This is a genomic window from Candidatus Proelusimicrobium excrementi (genome assembly GCF_937881865.1).
GTDB lineage: Bacteria > Elusimicrobiota > Elusimicrobia > Elusimicrobiales > Elusimicrobiaceae > Proelusimicrobium > Proelusimicrobium excrementi.
Genome location: NZ_CALGEO010000039.1, coordinates 1 through 19,486, shown reverse-complemented (window position 1 = coordinate 19,486; position 19,486 = coordinate 1). Strand labels below are relative to the sequence as shown.

Here is a 19,486-nt window from a genome sequence, read left to right as displayed (position 1 = left end):
TTACGGGTATGACGGGCTCCGGCAAATCTTCCACTTTGGCCGCCATGATAGACCATATCAACAAAACTCGCTCATGCCATATTATTACCGTGGAAGACCCTGTAGAATTTGTCCACAGCGATCAGCGCGGCATAGTAAGCCAGCTTTCTTTGGGCACCGATACGCTTTCTTACTCTTCGGCTTTAAGATACGCCATGAGGCAGGACCCAAACGTAATCATGCTCGGCGAAATGAGGGACGCGGAAGTTATCCGCAGCGCTATAGCCGCGGCGGAAATGGGGCAGCTTGTGCTTTCTACTCTTCACACGGTTAACGCCGTGCAGACGATAGCAAGAGTGATAGAATCTTTCCCGCCGGAATATCAGGGGCAGGTTCGCTTTCAGCTGGCGGATTTGCTTAGGGGCGTTATATCCCAGAGGCTTTTGCCTAAAATCGGCGGAGGATTGGTCCCCGCGGTTGAAATTATGCTTCCCACCGCTCAAATTAAAAAGAATATCGTGGAAAACAAAGTGGCCGACATACAAAAAGCCATTGCCGCCGGCGAGTATTACGGCATGCAGACTTTTGACGAAGCTCTTATACGCCTGCATAAAGAAGGCAAATGCAAGCTGGAAGACATTTTGGACTTTTCCACCAACCCGGACGGCATTTTGCTTGCTTTAAGGGGCCTTAACAATATATGACGGACGCAAAAAAAGCTTTAATGACCATAGCCATAGACGGCACTGCCGGCGTGGGGAAATCCTCCGTCGGCAAAGCCGTGGCTTTAAAATACGGTTTGAGTTTTTTGAGCACCGGCCAAATGTACCGTTGCTTGGGCTGGAAGGCGCTCAGCTCCGGGATTGATATGGACGACGCCGAAGCGGTAACCCGCGCGGCGAAAAACATAGTTTGGGGCTTTGAAAGACAGCCCGACAGCAGCCTTAAAGTTCTTATAGACGGGCAATATTTGGGCGACAAATTGCAGCTGGAAGAAGTCGGCCGCGCGGCCAGCAAAACTTCCGCCATACCCGAAGCCCGGTCCGTCATAATGCAAAAACAGATTGATTTGGGCAAAAAAGGCGGGATAGTTATGGAAGGACGCGATATCGGCACCGTAATCTGCCCCGACGCGCCTGTAAAAATCTATTTGACCGCCGCCCCGGAAGCTCGCGCCGCAAGACGCGTCAAACAGCTTGAGGAGCAGGGGGAAAAGGCAGATTACGAAAATATTTTGGCTTCGATAATCTCCCGCGACGAACGCGACAGCAACCGGGCCGTATCCCCTTTAAAACCGGCGGAGGACGCAATAATTATAGATACTTCCGCCCTTAATTTGGAGCAGGTTATCGACAAAGTTTTGGAGGCCGTGGCGAAAGTATGGTAAGACAAGCTCTTCTTAATTTGATAAAATTTATATTCAGAAGTTACTTTCTGCTCTTTTATAAAGTTAAAGTTACCGGATTGGAGAACATTCCGCAGGAAGGCGGGCTTATTATGGCTTGCAATCATATGTCCAATTTTGATCCGCCGTTCGCTGGCGGCTTCGCCGGTAAAAAAAGGGATTCGATTTACTTCATAAAAAAGGAACTTATGTCCGTGCCGGTCTGCGGATGGCTTTTTAAATACTTCGGGTTTATCCCGGTGGACAGAAAAAAGCCCGGCGGCGACATGGGCGCGATTAAAGCGGCCCTTAAGGTGGTAAAAAAAGGGGAAAGCTTGTTTATCTTCCCGGAAGGCACGCGTTCAAAAACGGGCAAACCGGGCAGAGCCAAGCCGGGCATAGGTTTTATGGTTTATCACAGCGGCGTGCCGGTTTTGCCGATTAAGATAACCAATACGAATAAATTGCCTTTCACAAGGTGTTTAAGCGTAACTTTCGGTAAACCTTTTAAGGTTGAGAAAGATCCGCAAAGAGAAGTAAAAGAGCAGTTTCAGGAATTTGCAGATAAAGTAATGGAAGAAATTAATAAACTTGATTAAAACGGAGGTAACACATTTTACGTCAAGAACGTAAAGTGTCAAGAGCTATATGACCAACCCAGAAGAAATAACAAATATTCAGGCGGCCGATTCAGGCGAAGATATGACGATGGACCAGCTGTTCGCCGAACAGGACGCAATGCAGGAAAAATTAAACAAAAGGGAAATCGTCAATGTAAATGTAGTTCAAATTTCACAGGATAACGTGCTTGTTGATACGGGCGACAAAAAAGAAGGCCTTATTCCTTTGTCCGATTTTGAAGGAAGAGCCGTTCCCGCCGTCGGCAGCGAAATTACCGCAATCCTCGTGCGCAAAGGCACGGATGAAAGACATTCGATTTTATCCCATAAAAAAGCTTTGGAATCTTTGGGCTGGGACATTTGCAAAACCGCTTTTGAAAACAAAGAAAGAATCAAAGGCGTTATCACCGACTGTGTAAAAGGCGGCTATAAAGTGGACGTAAACGGCGTACAGGGGTTTATGCCGCTTTCACTTTCCGAAATACATCCCGCCTATAAACACTATCTTCCCAAAGGCGCGAAAATCAAAGCCGTAATAGCTGAGTTTTCCAAAGAAAAACAGAAACTTATAGTTTCCAGAAAGCAAGTCTTGCAGGAAGACGAAGCCCAGCGCAGAACGCAGGTTTTGAGCGAAGTCAAAGCCGGCGACGTTTTAAGAGTTGTGGTTTCCAAAGTCGGCAAGGATTGCCTGTTCCTGCGCTTCCACGGTATCGAAGGCATTGTAACTTTGGATAACGTAGCCTGGAAAGACGCCGAAACCATTTTGGCCAATTACAGAAGAGGCCAGCGCATTAAAGCCAAATTGCTCTCCATAGACGAAGAAAAAGGCGTAATGAACTTCGGCGTAAAACAGCTTTTCCTCAATCCCGCCGATTTGCTTAAAAAACGCTTTGCTTATATGACGACCGTCAAAGGCGTAATAACCAAAGTTTCCGCGGAAGGCGTGGAAGTCGAACTCGGTAAAAATAAAACCAAAGGTTTTATCTCCGAAAACGAACTCGGAACCGATTTCGCCGGTAAAGAAGGCGACGCCATACAAGCCGTTGTAATCGGCGTGGACGCGCCCAATTTTACGGTAAATCTTTCCGTAAGACGCTTTGACCAAGTCCAGAACAGGAAAGTGGTCGCCCAGTATTTAAAACAGGCTCCGCGACCTACTTTAGGCCAGCTTTTGCAGGATTCTTTTGAAACCTCCGAAGATTCCGAAAGCAAATAAGCTTAAGAGTTTGGAAGGGGATATCCTTAGGGGTATCCCCTTTTTTTGTATCTAGAAAACCACCGGCTAGGCCGGTGTTTCAGTAAGGTTCTACCGTTCCGCAAGACAAAAAACTCCTTTTGTATAATAAATTGCCTGTGCTAGCAGGCAATTAAACACAAGGAGGGCATTGTTTCCAGTTATATTCCCGACGCTTCTATTTACGCCGGGGCGGGTATCGGGGGTTTAAAAAAGAAATATATATCCGATTAAAATTGTATAATCTTAGAATAAATTAGCCGTAGGGGGATTTTATGTACGCAGGTTTTTGGAGAAGGTTTTTCGCTTTTCTTATAGACGCTTTTATTGTATTTGTGATATACATATTGGCGTTTGTCGGGCTTATTTTCGCTTTTATGAAGGGCGGTTCGGATTATATGCGGAATATGTATTTCCTTGCATTTTATTTGTTTACTTTCGCATTAAATATTTTGTATTGGACTTTGTTTGAATGTTCCTCCTGGCAGGCCACTCCGGGCAAAAAAGCGCTTGGCATAAAGGTTACGGATATGGACGGCAATAAACTTAATTTCGCCCAGTCTTTAGGAAGGAATTTAGGCAAAATAGTTTCCAATTTTACGTTTTATATCGGCTATGTCATGGCCGGCTTTACGGTAAGGCGTCAAGCTCTGCATGACAAAATGGCCGGCTGCCTTGTAATTGACAAAAACGCCAATCCCGCCCTTTTGCAGCCTTTGCCGAAGGCCTCGCTTTTTATGATTATTGTTTCCATAACGGCGGTTTTGCTTCCTTTGTTTTTGCTTGTTTTGGTCGTTTTGGCGGCTATTCTAATCCCTTCCTTTATGATGCTTGGTTCCCGCATTGAAGCTTCAAAAGCTCTGGCGGATATGGCTTCTGTAAGGGAAATGCAGCGGTATTACAAGAGCGAAAAAGGCGTTTACGCTTCTTCCATGGAAGAACTTTTGGATTTTAAGGCGGAATCCGCCCTCCCCGATTTCGGGCCTATTTTGAAAAATAATGCCGATTTTACTTATACTTTTTTACCTTTCGGCGTATCCGGCAAATATAATCAGTCGCCGGGGTATACGCTTACGTCCTGCTATGATTCTGATATAGAATGCGCGGACGTCGAACTGACTCAGTTTAAAAAATTAAAAATTGCGGCGCCGCAAGAGTGCTGCATAAAGGAGAATTAAAAATGTACGCAGGTTTTTGGAGAAGGTTTGCAGCACTGATTATCGATAATGTTCTGCTTAACGTGCTGACGTCTGTCGTTATGGCAGTCGTCGGATATGATTTTACCGGCCGGACTCAGCCCGATATCGCAAGGCTTTTTCTTGCCTTATGCGCCCTTATGGTGATATACTTCCTATATTGGCCTTTATTTGAAAGTTCGCCTATGCAGGCTACGCCCGGCAAAATGGCTTTGGGCATAAAGGTTACCGATCTTTACGGGGGAAGAGTCGGCTTTTTTAAAGCTTTGGGCCGCAATTTGGGCAAAATCATTTCAGGCATGACTCTTAATATAGGCTATGTAATGGCCGGATTTACCGTCAGAAAGCAGGCCCTGCATGATAAAATGGCCGATTGCCTTGTAATTGATAAAAACGCCTCTGCGGAAGATTTGGTTCCTCTTGCTCCGTCCAAACCTTGGTTTATTTGTTTGGTTATTTTGGCTACGCTTGCGCCTTATATAATCATCTTTTTAACCAGCGCGGCTTTAATAGGCTTTGCCATGAAGACTTATGCGCCTTCAGCCGGCTCGGAGCTATCTTACAGCGCTGAAAGCTCCAAACAGAACAGGGATTATACGGCTTCATCCGATGCAGAGAAGTTCTCTTCCGGTTCTTCCAATAACAATGCAGACTATCAAAGCAACAATGAGGCGGTTGCCACCTTCAGATATACTAACGCTATACTTAGGCTTATATCTCATTTCCAAAATGTTTACGCCGAACAAAACGGCGGAGTTTACGCCGAGAGCTTTGCTCAGTTGGAAGAGAAAATAGAAGGCTTCCCTAAAGGAACCGGCACCGCCGGCCGGTTTAAAATCGAGCTTGGCAAAACTTATGTCACCGCCGAACGCGAAGCCCACGGAACAACTCCGTATTATATAATTACCAAATGCTATGAGAAAAAGGACATTTGTCTTTATTCCGAAGATTTAAACTTTGCGGCGGAAGCTTCGGATAAGTTTCGGTATGCCGAACCGGGCCTATGCTGCTTGGACTGATTATATATAAAATAAACGGGAGTTTTCCGCAAAACCGAAATTAATTTGGCAGCAGGAAGTATCGCTTTAAGGGGAGAAAAGTCAAAGGCTTTTCTCCCTTTATAGTTTTACGATGAGAATCCTACCGGCACAGTTTTAACTTGTGTAAAGTTGCATTTTAACTCGGTCTGAGTTGCATTCTCACGGCTATCAATTTTCCATATTTGGGTAAATTTAAGTTTTTTCTTCGCTTAAATACCGCGGCGTCTTTGCCGCCATCGTTCTAGGTATTCTGCGCTTAGAATAAAACTTAAATTTCCCTCAAATCTGAAAAATCACGCCGGTTATATTATCGCACGGTTTTAGTCTTCATAGCTAGTATTTCTTCCAAATCTTAAAAACTTATCATTATCGTATAACATTGTTTTAAAACTAACATCTTCCTTATATTCCAATATATAAACTTATCCGGTCGCAAAATAATTCCATAACTTTTGACCTATTTACCTTTTAATATTCTTTTTTGCCATTGCTTTGCCGTGTAGTACGTCGGAGCGTTTTGAAAAATCATAAAACAGTTGACTTGTTTTTTTTTTTGATAAATTTTTCCAATATTGCAGGCACGCAAATTTGTAATTGGCTTGTTTTGCTTAAGGTTAGTTGCAGCCTGTTTAAAATGCTAAGGAGGTTAGTTTGAATGTCTAAAAAAATAAGTGTAAAATTGGCGATTCTCGCGCTGTTTTTACTTTCTGCCGCGCCCTTAATCGCTGTCGTCAACCTTGAACTTTGCACTAAAGGGCAAGTTCAATATCAGCCTAAAGGGGATTGTGAAACTTCAAGCAGAACTTGCTGTGAAGGCGGCATTTGGAGCAAATGGGGCGGCGACTGTAAAGATCTTACGTGGACTTGGAACTGCCGCCAAGTTCCGAAGAGTTATTGCACCGGTACCGGCGAGCTCCTTTTAAGTACCGTTTCGGGATCTATTTCGGGGCAGACCTGCACCACTTACGGCAAGGAGGGATTTTCCAGCGGAACCACTGACGGAAATCCCGCTTTGGCCAGCGGTGCAAATACCGCTTGCTATCAGTGTAAGTGCGGAGGAATCCCGACAGATCCGGCATGCAACTGCAGCGGCTTAAGCGTCGGCACCTGCCAAGCCATTATTAACGGTATGGCTTATGTGGGGCAAAGGAAATGCCTTGCCGGATGTTTATGGGACGACTGTTATTCAGTAGAAAGCCCTGAAGGGGAATACTGCGGTTTAACCCCGGGCAAAACTTACGGCTGTACTCCGGCGGCTTATCCGGAACACGGCGGTTATCAGGTTTGTGAAAGTTCATATACGGATCCGGGGCAGCTGCAAATAAGCTCCTGCAAAGCCTGCGGGGAAAATGCCTGCCTGGCCAGAATCGGCGGAGAGGGGCTCTCAAACTCGGGTTCATATCATTGCGTAAACAAACCGACTGGCGGATCTGATACGAAAGGGAAATATACCTGTACGGCTGCCAAATGCAGCGGCATGGGGATTTCTTCCAATCCGTGGAGCTGCACCGCAAAAACTTATACTTCTTGCAACAGCGGATATACTTTAAACGGAGGAGCGTGTATCTCCGACGAAGGCGGCGGTACCTTAAAACCGATTAATCCGGGTGAATTGATACCGAAATTATAAAATTTGCGGATGAATTCCGCTCTCTCAACTAACCGCCCCGGTTTGCTGTAAGCAAGCCGGGGTTTTCTTTATACAATAAAAATCTCCGGGCCGAACCCGGAGATTGGTTATTTTTACTAACCGCCCCTACTTTAAAAGTATAAAACGCTTTTTTCAAAAATCAATTTGTTTTATCTGTGTTTTTGCTTGCATTTCTTCTGTTTTTAAGGATTTTTGCCGCTATATGGGCGTAAGACTCTCAAAAAAAAGGTTTTTTGGCTCAAACTTGCGTTATACGGGTTTTTTATTTGTTGTGGAGGTCTGAGTATCTAAAAACGCTTAAAAACGGAGCTGATTTGCCGGGATATTCTTTATTTACAATCTTTTAACAGTCTGCTTTTGCTTAAAGTTCTGTTTCGGATAAAGTTTAGGCTCATGAGTTTGTTTTGTTGCGTTTTTGATAAAGCCTTGTTGTTTTTTAGTTTTATAGCTATTAAATCAAATTATTTTGTTTAGTGTTCAATGTGCCGGTATAGTTGAATTGGATACGTATAAAATCAATTTAAGTTCATGCTTTATTAAGTTGGTGTTTTTAAGGGATAAATGATTCTTCCTAATAATGCTCTATGTTGCTTAGGCGATATAATAACCAATATAAGGTTTTCTTAACAAGAATAAAGAGTATACGTTAAAGTAAAAACTGGGAATAAAAATATTAGGGGGAAAATTCATATTCTTATTTTTTAACATTAATAAAAACGGGGCATTTCTGTGTATTTTTAACGAAATTGTTGTGCTATTGCTTAGTTTAGGAATTAATATAATTCTATAACTGCTAAAAAATGTATTTTTCTATAAAATTTAGCGGAAACATAGCCTATATAGGGGAATATTGTAAGGACTTTTGCTGTAAAAAAAGAAAATATCTGTAAAGTGTGATTGATTGATTATAGAATTAATATAATTCTACAACTAGATAAAAATATAAATATTTATTTAAATTTCATTTGTAGAATTGTATTAATTCTATAAATAATGGATAAGTGGGTAAAATTTATCAAGTTGTAGAATTAAAAAATATCTATAATTAAAATATGTAATAAAAAATATTATAAAAAATTTAAATTTGTAGTTATGGAGATTATATAATGCTATATATCTAGTGTATTATGGAATTAAATAATATCTATAATTAAAATAAAAAATAAAATCATGTGTTTTTGCATATTTAAGAATTAAAATGATTCTATAAATTTAAGGATAAAAATGTAAAATAAGCATAAAAATATTCGCATAGTTATCAATATTTAGAACTATTTTAATTCCACAACTATAATATTTATATATATTTAAGTAAGCGGATGAGATAGTTTTTATACTTTTGCAGCGGAATATTATGGATATTAATAACTTATAGCTGAAAAAGTGAATATAATCCGATACCCCAAGCATATTCTTTTTAGGAGGAAGTGCCGCTGCTATGCCAAAATGCGGCAGGTTAAAGAGGAATTTCTTAAAGTTTTATGTGTATCAAGACAAATACTCAAAAACATTAAAAAGAAAATAAAAATAAATGGGATTGGCAGCTTGGAGGGGTTAGTCTTCAAAGTTTTCTGTGAGTATAAGCTCGTAATGGCGGCAAAAATCCGCTATTTGCGCCGACATGGAAAGCTTTTCTTTCTCGCCGACGTCTATTAAGTACACCGTATAATTATACCACTGCGTTATTGCGCTGCGTATTAACATAATATCCGCCAATGCGAACCAAATCAGTTTTATATAGTTTGACTGCCACGAAGGTGAGAGAAATGCGGATAAAAGTATTAATGTAAGCGCGGCGGCGGATGCGATAAGCCCGTATTTATGGGCCAAACGTTCCGTCAAAGGCTGCCTGCGGAAAGATTCTTTATATACCACCATACCCCAAATTTCCTTTTTAAGCAGGCAGAAACCCTCTATTTCGTGGTGAAAATAGCGTGCGGAATTTATTTGTATATAATCGCCGCCAAATTTTACGTGAGCTCCGCTTATGCCGCGCTTAATAAACAGGCATCCGGCGTATTCCATACATAATAATAAGGGGAGCGCATACAAAAACGCATATATATTGTGTAAATTTTGAATACTGCCTTTTAAGGAGAGATAAATAATCAATACCGGCACAAACGCGGCGATAGCCCCGCACAAGATATATTTTAAACGTATCAACGGGGAGTAATAAAAAACGATTTCGCCGTGCTTATTTGTCTTCATGTTTCAATTCTAGCATTTTACCTGGGCCTTATTGGTAAATTGCCCAATATATTGTGTTTTTTCGTGCCGGATAGGCGTAAGCTCCCTTTAGCAGTTTAAATGGTTTAGGGGTGAAAATATTGAGTGTAAAGAAGAAATAGATAATTTATTTGTCTTTTATCAAAAATGGTATAGGACAAACAACAACGGCAGCAGGCGATAATAGAGAAAGGAATAAAACGGCAAAACATACCATTGCCGCTTTACCTAGTAAAGAAGATTTTTCCCATTGGTTCTGAAAAAACTTAAATATCGCTTTCATATTAATATTTTAAGGTATTTTTTAATATATTTAAAGGACTAAAGTATGGTAAGAATGGCAATTAATCATTCTTACAGGGAGAAATCAGACTTAGCAACCAACGGCAAATAAAAAACAAACCTATAATAAAAAACACTTTGCCCAAGAAAGAGGACTTTTCCCATTCTTGTTGCAATTCTTGATCCACTTGTTTTAATAAGTGTTTCATAAATAGATTATATAGTATTTATTATCATTTTGAAATAATTGTAAATGTATAAGCATGACTAACTGCAATGCAACTAAATTGCCGTTTTATGATTATTAAAACATAAACATAGCCATGTTTCTTACATTACCGCGACGGTAAAGATAACGGCTTAAAAATGCCTTTTTTATTTGATACAATACTTCCAGCCTGTTTTTTTAGGCTTATTACGGCTAAGATATTTATTAATAAATTTATTATTGCAAGAGGGGCAATATGAGCATAAAAGTATTGGAAGGGGACATAACTCTTTTAAAGGTGGACGCAATAGTCAACGCGGCCAATACAAGCCTTTTAGGCGGGGGCGGCGTCGACGGTGCAATCCATAAAGCGGCGGGCCCGCGTCTGCTTGAAAAATGCAAAACGCTTGGCGGATGCAAAACCGGCGAGGCCAAAATTACCCGCGGTTATGATTTGCCGGCGGCTTTTATCATTCACACCGTCGGGCCGATGTGGCACGGCGGGGAAAACGGGGAAGAAGCCCTGCTTAAAAAATGCTATGAAAACAGCCTTAAACTTGCCGTTGAAAACGGGCTTAAGAGCATAGCCTTCCCGTGCATATCCACGGGGGCGTATCACTTCCCGGCGGAAAAGGCGGCTAAGACTGCTTTTACCGCCGCAAGGGAATTTCTGAAAGATAATCCCGATTTTAACGTTTACTTTGTGTGTTTTAACGGTGCGGACTATAAGCTCTACAAAAAACTTGAAGCGGAAATTTAGCCATGCTTAAAAGCTTCGCCGCCGTTACGGACGAGAATAGCCGCATATTGGTTGTCGGCACCATGCCCGGCGAGGCTAGTTTGAAAGCGGGGGAATATTACGCCTATAAATATAATCATTTTTGGCCGATAATATTCAGCTTGTTTAACGGCGGCGAAGCTTTAACTTTCTACGAAGACAAACTTACCCTGCTGCTGAGTGCGCGCATAGGGCTTTGGGACAGCCTAAGAAACTGCCGCCGGCGCGGCAGCCTTGATAAAGACATAACGGAAGAAAAACCAAATAATTTCAAATTGTTGTTTAAGAAGCGGCCCGGCATAAAGAGGGTTGTTTTCAACGGGCAGGCGGCCAAACGTTTTTTTGCCGCGCACAACCGGCTTGAAGACGGGCGGGAATATTTATTGATGCCGTCTACCAGCCCGGCGAACGCTTCTAAAAGTTTTGAGGAAAAACTTGCCCTTTGGCGCGCCGCGCTTACTTTAAGGGAGTATTAACCTTTTTACCTGCAAGCTCAACAGGCGTTTAGGCAATTTAAAAACCCCCGGCTTTATGGGCCGGGGGTTTTGTCTTTAAAGCTTCTAATTTATATATTCGCCGTTGACTATGCTTCTTGCGGCGGTGTCTATCGGGGTTACGGTCTTTTCGTCCAAGTCCACCTCGTATGCCCCGCATGATATCGGGAAGTCCTTCATCGTGGAGGCCGTCTTGCCCAGTTTCCCGTTGACTTTGCAGGTTACTTTGTATATCGGCGTACCTGTTTTGACCGTGGTCCAGTCGCGGTCATTGGACATCAGCACAAGGCCCTGCGCTCTCTTGGCTTTGTCTATCGCCAAAATATAGGAATCTATTTCTTTATTGTAGAACCTTTTAACCAGTAATACGGCCTGGCGTCTTTCGTAGGCCAGCTTTTTCTGCAAAAGTTCCTGCCTTTCGGCTTCGTCCAAATCGCCGTAAGAGGCTTTCGCTTCCGCCTGTTCTTTTCCGGCCGTTTTTTCTTCCGCCGCTTGGGCCGCTCTGACTTTATTGGCCTGAGCTATTTGCTCTTTGGCTTTTGCTTCGGCTTGAGCGTTGGCGTCGGCGTCGTTTTTCTGCTTGGTGAACAAATATGAACCTTTGTGTATATCGGTGTCTTCATATTGTTTCGGCGTTTGAGTGCCGAAATCCAAATCAAAGAATTGTTCCGGCTTGGTTACTTGGTCGTAATCCAGCTGCACCAAACCGTCCGATTTAAGCACGCCTTTTTGATCCGCTTTGCCGTGTATGGTTTTTAAGAAAGGGGAGTATCTTATCCTTATGGTAAGTATTTCCGGCTCGTATTTTTTTGCCGTGCCGTTTTGTACCAGTTCTTCGGCAAAGCCCTCGTTCAAATCCATTTGAACCAATTTATTTTCGCTGTACCAGCAGCAGCGCGTAATGCAGGCTTTATCGGTGTCGATGCGGTTTTCCGCTTCTTCCGGGTTAAAGCGCAGATTAAGCTTATAGCATACGTCTGCGGTGGAACCGTCCAAATCGGATTTGGACGAAACAATGGTTATCCATTGTTTTGTGGAATCTCCGTCCGTGGTGCTCATCCCCACGCAGCCGCAAATTAAGAGCGGCATTATAATAACAGGTAAAATTTTCTTCATAATTTGATTATATCCTATTTTTAAATAAATAAGCTAACTTATAATAGCATATTATTTAAGACTTTTTGCTAATTATAATATAATATATACATATACGGAAGATTTTGAAGAATTTTTTAAGGAGGGAAAAATGAGATATTTAGTAATAGCCGCTGCGGCTTTATTTATTATGGGGGGGTGTTCTTCTTCCTCTAAAAAGGATGATTCCGCCGCTTATCAAAACCAGGTAAACGCTGAAAACAACGCGCAGGAAAGCGTTATCCTCGATCAGGAATTTGATTTGCTCGTCGCGCCGGAATATGATTATGAAACCGAAGTTCCTTACGCGGAGCAGATAAAAAACGTTCCCGCCAAAAAACAGCAGGCTGTGAAAAGCGCCAAAAAACCTGCGGCGATAAAGAAGTAATATGTCAGATTTGGAAGCGGCGCGCATTGAATCGGAAGCGCAAAGGCTTTTTAAAAAGCTTGGCGTAATGACCGATTTTAAAACCGGCGGCAAGTACTCTTTGGAACATTGCCGTTCAATCGCGCCGCTTACTTTAAAAATCAACGATTTAAAACGGGAAAAAGACGCCGTAATCTTGGCGCACTATTATTGTACGCCGGATATAGTTTACGGCGTTGCGGATTTTAAGGGCGATTCTTACGCTTTGGCCAAGAAAGCCGCCCAAACCGGGCAAAAGAACATTATTTTTTGCGGCGTCTATTTTATGGCGCAGACCGCAAAAATAGTCAACCCGGATAAGAATGTATTTTTGCCGCCTGTAACGGCGGGATGTTCTTTGGCGGACGGCATAGACGCGGAAGAAGCCGCAAAGCTTAAAGCCGGGTACCCTCAGGCCGCGCTGGTATGTTACATAAACAGCACGGCGGAAGTTAAGGCTTTTTGCGACGTTTGCGTAACGTCCTCCAACGTTTACGACATAGTTTCGGCTTTGCCGAACAAACAAATAGTTTTTGTGCCGGATTTGTTCATGGCGGAAAATATCCGCGCGGAACTTAAACGCCGCGGGATTGAAAAAGAGGTTCTTTCCTTCGGGAGCACCTGCTGCGTGCATGATAAGTACACAGTGCGTGATATAGAAGAAATTAAGTCCGCTCACCCCAACGCCAAAATAATAAGCCACCCCGAATGCCCGCGCTCCGTCTGCGAGATGAGCGATTACTGCGGCAGTACGGCGGGGATGCTTTCCTATGTAAAAGGGAGCGACGCGGAAGAATTTGCGGTTTTCAGCGAAGACGGCATAGTGAACAGTTTGGAGCTTGAAAATCCTTCCAAAACATTTTATCCCGTAAGCAGAACCTGCGCCCAAATGAAGCGCAATACTCTTAATAATGTTTTGGGCGTTTTGGAAAACTTGGATAAAGCGCCGCGCGTGGAAGTTTCGCGCGATATCGCGCTTAAGGCGAAAATATCCATAGACAATATGTTTAAAATGGCAGGTAAATAATGATAGATAAAATAATAGAATTGGCCGTGGAAGAAGATTTCGGTTTGGGCGATATAACCACCGATAATATTTTCAGCGAAACCGATACGGCCAAAGCGGATTTTATAGCCAAGGACGAAATGGTCGTCTGCGGCGGTAATATAGCCAAAGCCGTGTTTAATTACGTCGATCCTTCGATAAAATTTAAAATGCTTAAGAAGGAAGGCGAGTATGTAAAAAAGGGGACCAAACTGGCGGAAGTTTCCGGCCCTGCCCTTACATTGCTTAAAGGCGAAAGGCCCGCGCTCAACTTTATGCAGAGGATGAGCGGCATTGCCACTATGGCCTACAATTTAAATAAAATAGCCAAAAAGTACAAAGTTATGCTTGTCGACACCAGGAAGTCCCTGCCCGGTATGCGTAAATTTGATAAATACGCCGTTCGCACGGGCGGAGCCAAAAATCATAGGATGTCGCTTTCCGACAGCGTTATGATAAAGGATAACCATATAGCCGCCTGCGGAAGCATAACAAAAGCGGTAAACCTCATAAAAAGCAAAATAGGGCACACCCCTAAGATAGAGGTTGAAGTCAAGAATTTAAAAGAAGTTGCCGAAGCTCTAAAAGCCGGTGCTGATATAATAATGTTGGATAATATGCCTATTGCGGAAATACTTAAAGCCAAAGAACTTATAAACGGCAAAGCCGTGATTGAAGTTTCCGGCGGGGTCAATAAGGATAATTTGGAAGACTATTGCAAAACCGGCGTTGACGTAATATCAATGGGCGCGCTTACGCACTCAATTCCGGCAAAAGATATAAGCATGCTTGTATCGGAAATAAAGAAATAAGGAGCGGTAAATGAAAGATTTTTCACATTTGTTATCTGAGGTTAACAAAAGGGTTACGGCCTCGGTCATAAGGGAACTGTTAAAAGTAATCGGTATGCCGGGGATGATTTCTTTTGCGGGCGGGCTTCCTACGCCGGAAATGTTCCCCGCGGAAGAAATAGGGAAAATAGCCAAACAGGTTATTACTTCCAACCCGAACAAAGCTTTGCAGTACGGCTGTACCGAAGGTGCGGCAAGCTTCAAAGAGGAACTTATAAAACTTCTTAAAAAGGATGAGAATATTGATGTTTCTCAGGACGAAATGTTGGTTGTGTCGGCTTCCCAGCAGGGGCTTGATATAGTAAGCAAAGCCTTTGTTGATCCCGGCGACGCGGTTATAGTAGCCAAACCTACGTATTTGGGCGCATTGCAGGCTTTTGAAACTTACGGCGCGGACATGATAGGCGTTGAAAGCGACGGCTGCGGCATTATAGCCGAATCTCTTGAAGAAAAACTTGAGGATTTAAAAAATGCCGGCAGACAGTGCAAATTTATATATATAGTGCCGGATTTCCAAAACCCCACGGGTACGACAATCCCCGAGGAAAGGCGCGTAAAAATACTTGGGCTCGCAAAAAAATACGGCACAATTATTTTGGAAGATTCTCCGTACAGAAAAGTGCGCTTTAGAGGCGAACACCAAAAAACGTTTTATGCCCTTGATAAAGGGGAGGGGAATGTCATTACAATGTTTACTTTTTCCAAGATTTTGGCTCCCGGCCTCAGATTGGGCTATATAATAGGCGATAAGGAAATTATAAGGAAGTTCGTCATATTAAAACAAGCTTTGGACTTATGCACTTCCCCCGCCTGCCAAGCCATTGCGGAAGAATATTTAAAACGCGGAAACATTGAAAAGCATATAGCGGAAATGGCTAAACTGTACGGCAAAAAACGCGACGTAATGATAACCGCCCTCAGGAAGTATATGCCTAAGGGCGTCAGCTGGACGGAGCCGGAAGGCGGATTGTTTTTATGGGTTGTCATGCCGGAAAATATTAATTCCGAAAAGATGTTTGAAACAGCCATAAAAAATAACGTGGCCTATGTAATGGGCTCGGCTTTTTATCCCGACGGAAGCGGCAAGAATACAATGCGTTTGAACTTTTCCTACTCAAGTTTTGAGGAAATAGACGAAGGCATAAAGCGGTTGGCCAAGGCTATAACGGAGTATGGGAAGTAGTGATTTTGCCCCCCTGCAAAGGGGGGTATTTGTTTTATCTCGGGCTATGTTACGTGCTCACAGCTAGCAAACTTCCGTATTTGGCCTGATTTTGTTTGACTCGTGCTAAGTTTTACGCTCACAGCTAGCAATTTTCTATTTTTGAGTATATTTTGATTTTTTACTCACTTGGATACCTCGCTCACTTTGTTCGCGTAGCTAGGTTAAGCAAAGCCTTATAATACGCCTTGCGTTGGGCTTAAAAAACTGACAATGCAAGGCATAAAAAACGAAGTAAGGCAAACGCCTTACAAGTTTTTTTAACGAAGCAGAGGCGTTTTTTAAGCCCAACCCTGCGGGCCGCGCCGCTTTTTGAGAGTATTTATATTTTTTTCGCTCCGGCTGTGTATAACAGCCGTTCACGAAAAGAAGTATAAATACACTTTAAAAAATCAGAGCGGCGCAAGGTGCAGTATAAGGTTTTGCTTAACCTTAATAGCGCGTTCGTAATAAAATCAAAATCTATCTCAAAACTAAAAAATCACGCTGCTTGCACCCTCGCATAGTTTTAACTCGGGCTAAGTTAAGTTCTCACGGCTGGCAGTTTTCCATATTTGGGTAAATTGAGGTCCTTTCCTCGCGTGTCGCTAAATTCTTATGGCTAGCACTTTGCCGCTTTTGGGCGAATTTTAATTTTTTTTCCTCAGTCGGATACGCGGGGCTCCGCCCACTCTAGGTATACCTTCTTCGTCAAAAATTAAAATTCGCTCCAAAATCAACAAACCACGCTGCTTTTATACTCTCACGCTGAAAGTTTTTTTACTCTTTCAACCTTGTTAATTTATTCCTAGCTCTTATAATTATTTCTCTTTTCTTAAAAATTTCTTCTTTATATTCCAAATATATAAACTTATTCGGTCGCAAAATGGTTCCATAACTTTTTTGCCATTGTTTTTACCGTGTCGTACGTCGGGGTGTTTTGTTAAAATCATAAAACAGTTGACTGTTTTTTTTTTGATAAATTTTCCTCATAAATCGGCCCGCTAAATATAAGACATCTTTGTTCCCGCTCAGGTTGGTTTAAACGGGCCTTTTAATATTAAAGGAGGGAAAAAAGATGTCAAAAAATAAAACGGTTAGAAGTGTATTTTTTGCAATATTTTGTCTTTTGACCTGCGCGGGTTTTAGCCGTGCAGAAAGCGGTTCTTCAAAAGGTCAGGTACAGTATAAAGCTAACGGCGGATGCGGAACATCTGAAAGGACCTGCTGCCCTTGGGAATGTGAGTCCGGCTATCATAAACCGCGCAATTATACCGGGAAATTAATCAGCAAAACCGAAAGAGGTTGCAAATATTCAGTCAGTGACGCAGAAGATTACTTTTATGGCAAATATTCCCCTGCACTTTGGAGGAATAACAGAGCTAAATGCAACTTCTTAAATGAGGCGTATAGCGGTTCATATTCTTATGATCTTGCTTGTACAAAAGCTTTGGAGAATGATTCTTCTTCCTCTGCTCAAACAATTGCCTGTCCGCATGTTTATTATTATGAAAATTGCACTATTGACGGAAATAACGTGCAGCTTGATTATGAATGGGCCGAGATGAATTATTCTTGCAGTCCCGGAGAATATAGAGATATATGCGTAAGGGATTGACCTCAACTAACCGCCCTGGTTTGCCCCAAGCGAACCGGGGTTTTCCTTAAATAATTGCCCTGGGATTTGATTTAAAAATATATAAAAAACCCCGGCTTGCAAGGGCCGGGGCAATGAATACTTGGGAACACCCTATTATTTGTTTATTAAATTATAAATGGCTTTAATCGCCGCGTCGGAATAATATTTGGCGTTTTCGTCTTTGGCGCGGTTTGATATCTTCCCCAGCGGCGCAATTAATTTTTTTATGCGCTGTTCTTCCAAAGAGGGGTTTTGGTAATAAGGCGTTTTACTTTGCAGGATTTCCGCGGCGGAAAGGGCAACCCTTGCGGCATTGGCCTGTTCGTTTGCGTTGGAGCTTTGCAGGGATTTTTCTATTTCGTCAAAGTGCTCGCTTCCTAAAAGTGCGTAAGTCATAACGGCGGCTGCCGTGCCGGGCGTTTCCGGGTTGGCGCGCAAAGCTTTTTTAAGTGCGGCGGAAACCATGTCGTAATTGGCGGCCAAAGCCGTAGCTGCGGCGGAAATCGTCTGAGCGTCGCTATATGGCAATGTGAGCAAAGCTTCCAGCAATTTCTTATCTTGGACGTCGCCTATCCACTCCGCGGCGGAAACGCGCGTTATTTCCTTCTCGCTTTTTACGGCTGATTTTAAAGCGGAATTTAACTCCCTGCTTTTAAGGCCGGTGTTTTCAAAAGCTCTTAAAGCAAAAGTTTTGTCAAAACCATACACGGTTATTATACCGTTTATGAATCTGCTTTTCGTTTCAGGGATAATCAATGCGTAAGCGGCGGAAGCGTAAGCCTGAAGCACGGGGTCTTCCGCGCTCAAAGCCGGCGTCAAAAACGGAGTATAGCCGCCGTCTACGGCCCCGGCCGAAGCCAAAATTATAACGGCCAATGTTTTTTTGTAATCTTCCTGATTGGCGGAAGAAAGCACATTGTAAACGGCTTTTTTATAAGGGCCGAGGTCTTCCGGCACGGAAATCAAAGCCGAAGCCGAGGCGAAAGCGGTTGGCGCGTCTTTGGCGTTTTTGAATATCAGCATCGTTTCCGGCATTACCGTTGAGAGATTGTTGGATTTTTTTAATATAGGCAGAGCTTCCTGCGCATAAGGCGCGCCGTCCCCGCTTAGGAAGTTTTTAAGACAGTTTGTGATTTGCTCGTTTTCTTCAGCGGGGGAGAGGGATTTTTCATAAGTAAATCTTTGATTGTCGGAAGCAAAACAACCTTCCGGCGTTTTGACGGCGGCGTTAAGCCGCGTTACAAGGGCTAAGGCAGATAAAAGGTATATATATTTTTTCATAAGATAATTCTAGCATAATATAGGGGAAAGATTCGCTTCAGCTTTGCGCTTTTTCCGGCCCGCGCTTTTAGGCTTTTGCTTTATTCGGCGTAAAAAAACCGCGGTATTTAGCCGCGGCGTTTCCCGACTTCAAAATTTTTATATTCTTGCGCTTAGGCAAGCGGCCAGCTTTTCCAAATCAGCCCGTCTTCCCCCGTGGGAAACCGCACTCCTTCCGTAAAAGGCGTCGCGTCCGTTTTCGCTGGTGGCTACAAGCTTGGCGTTGCCTAAAACAAGCATAAACTTTAAGGTTTGTTTCATAATTTAATATCCATACTCGGTATTTTATAATTATATGCTTCTTTTTTGGTTTTGCCTAGGGCCATAAGTCCTATTTTTTTGATAATTAAATACCTATATCCGCATAGGCCTCTGAGTTGTTTTTTGTTAAAATGAGTATATGTCAGAAAGGAGGACTCCGAAAGATGAAGAAGTTATCAGCCTTAAAAATTATAATTGTTTTATTAACATTAACTGCGATTACTTTTTCCGCCTGTGATACTTATAAACCAAATATAACTATGCTTGAAGCCGTTAATGCGGGTAACAAAAAAGCAGTAAAATACTATCTTAAACAAGGGGAAATGGTCAACCAAAAGGACGAAGATGGAACCCCTCTGATTGCTTTAGCAAGTAAACAAGGGTCGCTCCCCGTAGTAAAACTCTTGATTAAAGCCGGAGCAGAGGTAAATGCCAAAAGTAAAGATGGCTTTACCGCTTTAATGTTTGCAAGCGGAACTGGACACACAGAGGTAGTAACGGCACTCATCTCCGCCGGAGCAGATGTAAATGCAA

21 protein-coding genes are annotated in these 19,486 nt (G+C 42.7%); 15 read left to right on the top strand and 6 right to left on the bottom strand.

Annotation, left to right across the window (positions count from 1 at the left end):
• From ACQY26_RS02185 to ACQY26_RS02155, 7 genes are all read left to right on the top strand, one after another.
• Positions 1–683, top strand: a 683-nt coding sequence (locus tag ACQY26_RS02185) for a type IV pilus twitching motility protein PilT (protein ID WP_428047441.1), incomplete at its 5' end; no start/stop codon positions are given.
• Positions 680–1,366, top strand: a complete 687-nt coding sequence (gene cmk, locus ACQY26_RS02180; protein ID WP_428047440.1) for a (d)CMP kinase — start codon at positions 680–682, stop codon at positions 1,364–1,366. The genes ACQY26_RS02185 and cmk, both read left to right, overlap by 4 nt.
• On the top strand, positions 1,360–1,962 hold the full coding sequence (locus tag ACQY26_RS02175; RefSeq protein ID WP_428047439.1) for a lysophospholipid acyltransferase family protein: 603 nt from the start codon (positions 1,360–1,362) through the stop codon (positions 1,960–1,962). The genes cmk and ACQY26_RS02175 overlap by 7 nt, the downstream gene beginning before the upstream one ends.
• Positions 1,963–2,011: 49 nt before the next feature.
• On the top strand, positions 2,012–3,199 hold the full coding sequence (locus tag ACQY26_RS02170) for a S1 RNA-binding domain-containing protein (RefSeq protein WP_428047438.1): 1,188 nt from the start codon (positions 2,012–2,014) through the stop codon (positions 3,197–3,199).
• 293 nt (positions 3,200–3,492) lie between these two features.
• The gene (locus ACQY26_RS02165; protein ID WP_428047437.1) at positions 3,493–4,395 is read left to right on the top strand and encodes an RDD family protein; all 903 of its coding nucleotides are present in this window, start codon (positions 3,493–3,495) and stop codon (positions 4,393–4,395) included.
• Between the two features lie 2 nt (positions 4,396–4,397).
• Complete coding sequence (locus tag ACQY26_RS02160) at positions 4,398–5,432, top strand: RDD family protein (protein ID WP_428047436.1); 1,035 nt, start codon at positions 4,398–4,400, stop codon at positions 5,430–5,432.
• 676 nt (positions 5,433–6,108) lie between these two features.
• The gene (locus ACQY26_RS02155; protein ID WP_428047435.1) at positions 6,109–7,083 is read left to right on the top strand and encodes a hypothetical protein; all 975 of its coding nucleotides are present in this window, start codon (positions 6,109–6,111) and stop codon (positions 7,081–7,083) included.
• Between the two features lie 1,575 nt (positions 7,084–8,658).
• Here ACQY26_RS02155 and ACQY26_RS02150 read toward each other — a convergent pair.
• The 3 genes from ACQY26_RS02150 to ACQY26_RS02140 all read right to left on the bottom strand — a co-directional run bounded on the left by ACQY26_RS02150 (position 8,659) and on the right by ACQY26_RS02140 (position 9,824).
• The gene (locus tag ACQY26_RS02150) at positions 8,659–9,315 is read right to left on the bottom strand and encodes a hypothetical protein (protein WP_428047434.1); all 657 of its coding nucleotides are present in this window, start codon (positions 9,313–9,315) and stop codon (positions 8,659–8,661) included.
• Between the two features lie 145 nt (positions 9,316–9,460).
• Positions 9,461–9,616, bottom strand: a complete 156-nt coding sequence (locus tag ACQY26_RS02145; protein WP_428047433.1) for a hypothetical protein — start codon at positions 9,614–9,616, stop codon at positions 9,461–9,463.
• Between the two features lie 61 nt (positions 9,617–9,677).
• On the bottom strand, positions 9,678–9,824 hold the full coding sequence (locus tag ACQY26_RS02140; protein ID WP_428047432.1) for a hypothetical protein: 147 nt from the start codon (positions 9,822–9,824) through the stop codon (positions 9,678–9,680).
• A 255-nt stretch (positions 9,825–10,079) separates the two neighbouring features.
• On the opposite strand from ACQY26_RS02140, the gene ACQY26_RS02135 reads away from it, so the two are divergent.
• Positions 10,080–10,583 (top strand): O-acetyl-ADP-ribose deacetylase, encoded by a 504-nt coding sequence (locus ACQY26_RS02135; protein WP_428047431.1) that lies wholly within the window; start codon positions 10,080–10,082, stop codon positions 10,581–10,583.
• 2 nt (positions 10,584–10,585) lie between these two features.
• A complete protein-coding gene (locus ACQY26_RS02130; RefSeq protein ID WP_428047430.1) occupies positions 10,586–11,077 on the top strand; it encodes a DNA-deoxyinosine glycosylase in 492 nt (163 codons plus the stop codon).
• A gap of 84 nt (positions 11,078–11,161) precedes the next feature.
• Here the strand turns inward: ACQY26_RS02130 and ACQY26_RS02125 are convergent, their stop codons facing one another.
• Positions 11,162–12,211: a hypothetical protein gene (locus ACQY26_RS02125; protein WP_428047429.1), complete on the bottom strand. Its 1,050-nt coding sequence runs from the start codon at positions 12,209–12,211 to the stop codon at positions 11,162–11,164.
• A 130-nt stretch (positions 12,212–12,341) separates the two neighbouring features.
• Here ACQY26_RS02125 and ACQY26_RS02120 point away from each other — a divergent pair, with 130 nt between their 5' ends.
• From ACQY26_RS02120 to ACQY26_RS02100, 5 genes are all read left to right on the top strand, one after another.
• On the top strand, positions 12,342–12,617 hold the full coding sequence (locus tag ACQY26_RS02120) for a hypothetical protein (RefSeq protein WP_428047428.1): 276 nt from the start codon (positions 12,342–12,344) through the stop codon (positions 12,615–12,617).
• Between the two features lies 1 nt (position 12,618).
• Entirely contained in the window at positions 12,619–13,662 is a 1,044-nt protein-coding gene (nadA, locus tag ACQY26_RS02115) for a quinolinate synthase NadA (RefSeq protein ID WP_428047427.1), read from the top strand.
• Entirely contained in the window at positions 13,662–14,492 is an 831-nt protein-coding gene (gene nadC / locus ACQY26_RS02110) for a carboxylating nicotinate-nucleotide diphosphorylase (protein ID WP_428047426.1), read from the top strand. Before nadA ends, nadC begins: the two co-directional genes overlap by 1 nt.
• A gap of 10 nt (positions 14,493–14,502) precedes the next feature.
• Complete coding sequence (locus ACQY26_RS02105) at positions 14,503–15,714, top strand: PLP-dependent aminotransferase family protein (protein ID WP_428047425.1); 1,212 nt, start codon at positions 14,503–14,505, stop codon at positions 15,712–15,714.
• A 1,096-nt stretch (positions 15,715–16,810) separates the two neighbouring features.
• Positions 16,811–17,350 carry a hypothetical protein gene (locus ACQY26_RS02100; RefSeq protein ID WP_428047424.1) on the top strand — a complete coding sequence of 180 codons (540 nt, stop codon included), beginning with the start codon at positions 16,811–16,813 and terminating at the stop codon, positions 17,348–17,350.
• Positions 17,351–17,485: 135 nt separating this feature from the next.
• On the opposite strand, the gene ACQY26_RS02095 is transcribed toward ACQY26_RS02100, so the two are convergent.
• Both ACQY26_RS02095 and ACQY26_RS02090 read right to left on the bottom strand, forming a co-directional pair.
• Entirely contained in the window at positions 17,486–18,652 is a 1,167-nt protein-coding gene (locus tag ACQY26_RS02095; RefSeq protein WP_428047423.1) for a hypothetical protein, read from the bottom strand.
• A 138-nt stretch (positions 18,653–18,790) separates the two neighbouring features.
• Entirely contained in the window at positions 18,791–18,952 is a 162-nt protein-coding gene (locus ACQY26_RS02090) for a hypothetical protein (RefSeq protein ID WP_428047422.1), read from the bottom strand.
• 164 nt (positions 18,953–19,116) lie between these two features.
• Here ACQY26_RS02090 and ACQY26_RS02085 point away from each other — a divergent pair.
• A partial coding sequence (locus tag ACQY26_RS02085) for an ankyrin repeat domain-containing protein (RefSeq protein ID WP_428047421.1) occupies positions 19,117–19,486 on the top strand: 370 nt, incomplete at its 3' end.